Here is a 2,191-nt window from a genome sequence, read left to right on the forward strand (position 1 = left end):
CTTGCCATTCTCCACACACTCTGAGAGTAAAATCGGGATACTTGCTGCACTGGTATTTCCATACTCCATCATATTGGCAGGAAGCTTGTCTCGGTCTACGCCGATCTTCTTAGCCATCTTATCCAAAATGCGGATATTTGCCTGATGAAGCAAGAGATAATCCAATTCCGATGCTGCGATTGGACCATTTTCAATGGTTCCTTTGATCGATTTAGCAACATCACGATTTGCAAAATCAAAAACTGCTCGTCCATCCATTTTCAAAAAAGCAGGAACTGCTTCTTGATCCGAGAAAGGAGAAGCCAAAGCCGTTTGACCATAGGTCAAACACTCGCTCCGAGAGCCATCTGTATAGAGACTTTCCACAAGGAAGTGCCGTGTTTCGCTCGCTTCCAAGAGAACCCCACCAGCTCCATCCCCAAAGAGAACAGCTGTTGAACGATCTGACCAATCAACTGCCTTGGATAAGGTTTCAGCCCCGATAACAATCCCTTTTTTGAACTGTCCAGAACTTAAAAACTTTTCTGCAGTTGAGAGAGCGAATACAAAGCCACTGCAAGCTGCTGTCAGATCAAAGGCGAAAGCTCTATGCGCTCCGATATTTGCCTGAACTCGAGCTGCTGTGGAAGGCATCATCGAGTCTGGGGTAATCGTCGCTACAATGATAAAATCAATCTGATCCGCTGTTAAGCTCCCTTTAGCCAGCAAGCTCTTAGCAACTTCTGTCGCCAAGTCACTTGTAGACTCTGATTTTGAGATATGTCTCTGTTTAATTCCTGTCCGACTTGAAATCCACTCATCGCTTGTGTCCATGATTTGGGCTAAGTCATGATTAGTGACCACTTGCTCTGGAACATAATGAGCAACCTGGCTTATTTTTGCAAAAGCCATTATTTCAAATCCTCCAAAAATTGATAAAGGTTCGTTAAACCTCTGCCCATGACTTCTTTTTCCTCAGGGCTCATGCCATCGATGATTTTTTCGACCATAGCCTTGTGGAATCGTTTATGAAGGCGGTGAACCAAACGACCTTGCTTTGTCAAATGCAGATAGACCACTCGACGGTCTTGGTCAGAACGAATACGCTCAATATAACCTTTTCTCTCCAGGTTATTCAAACTCGTCGTCACTGTTCCAAGAGTTACCATCAGTTCTTTGGAAACCTTACTTGGCGTTGCCTCCGGGAACTTCCCAATCACATCGATCGTGTGCATTTCTTTGATGGAGATGTCTTTGAATCGACTACCTCGTAAGCTAACCTCCTCAATCACAAGGACGTTATTAAAAATAGATGTTAGATAATCATTTACTTGTTGGTAGTCCAAATCGTTTCCCTCCCCCTCAAAAAACTTTTACAATCAAAACATTTGATAAAAGAAGTATAACAAACTTCAAAAAATTGTGCAAGTATTTTTTCACATTCCTGTAAATTTTGGTCTTCTTCTTTCAGAATGCGCTCGAACCCCTTCTTTGAAATCTTCAGTTAGAGATAACGATTCTTGTAGTTTCAATTCTAATTCGGCATAATTCTGCCAATCCTTGAATTGACTTTCCCAAACTAACTTTTTAATCGCTGCGTATGAGTTTGCTGAACCTCTTCTTAATTTTTTCAGAACCTGTTCTCTTGTTTTTTCTAATTTGTCAACTTCACAAACACGGTATACCACGCCCCATTCTAGCGCTTTTTCAGCAGTCAAAGCTTCACCTGTCATGGCAAGTTGTGCAGCCCGTGTTACCCCGATACTACGACTCAAGAGATGAATCCCACCAGCGTCTGGCGCCAATCCAACTCCGACAAAGGCTTGAATGAATTTTGCCTTGTCAGTCGCTAAACAGAAATCAACTGCTACTGCCATATTTGCTGCAGCACCAGCAACCGCTCCATCTACCTCCATCAAAACAGGTTTTGGAATTTGCTTGATTTTAAAAGAAATTGTATTGACTAATTCTGCAATCTTATTCAAAGAAGGGATATCATCTTCGTCTACTGCTCGTTTCATCTCAACCAAGTCTCCCCCAACTGAAAAAACCTTCCCATTAGCATTAATCAAGATGAACTGCACAGCTTGATCCTGCTCTGCTAGAGTCAAAGCTTCTAAAATCTCCTCACACATTGGGATATGGAAACCATTTGCCACTTCGGGACGATTCAAAGTAATGATAGCCAGATCATCTACGATCTGATATAAGA

3 protein-coding genes are annotated in these 2,191 nt (G+C 42.2%); all 3 read right to left on the bottom strand.

Annotated features, from left to right (window positions below; translation table 11 throughout):
* A partial coding sequence (locus GMD4S_RS08120) for a beta-ketoacyl-ACP synthase III (protein ID WP_000852964.1) occupies nt 1-891 on the bottom strand: 891 nt, incomplete at its 3' end.
* On the bottom strand, nt 891-1,325 hold the full coding sequence (gene fabT / locus GMD4S_RS08125) for a fatty acid biosynthesis transcriptional regulator FabT (RefSeq protein WP_000386338.1): 435 nt from the start codon (nt 1,323-1,325) through the stop codon (nt 891-893). The genes GMD4S_RS08120 and fabT, both read right to left, overlap by 1 nt.
* Nucleotides 1,326-1,415: 90 nt before the next feature.
* Nucleotides 1,416-2,191: enoyl-CoA hydratase (locus tag GMD4S_RS08130; protein ID WP_000718308.1), on the bottom strand; the 776-nt coding region annotated here is incomplete at its 5' end.

The organism is Streptococcus sp. GMD4S (genome assembly GCF_000296955.1).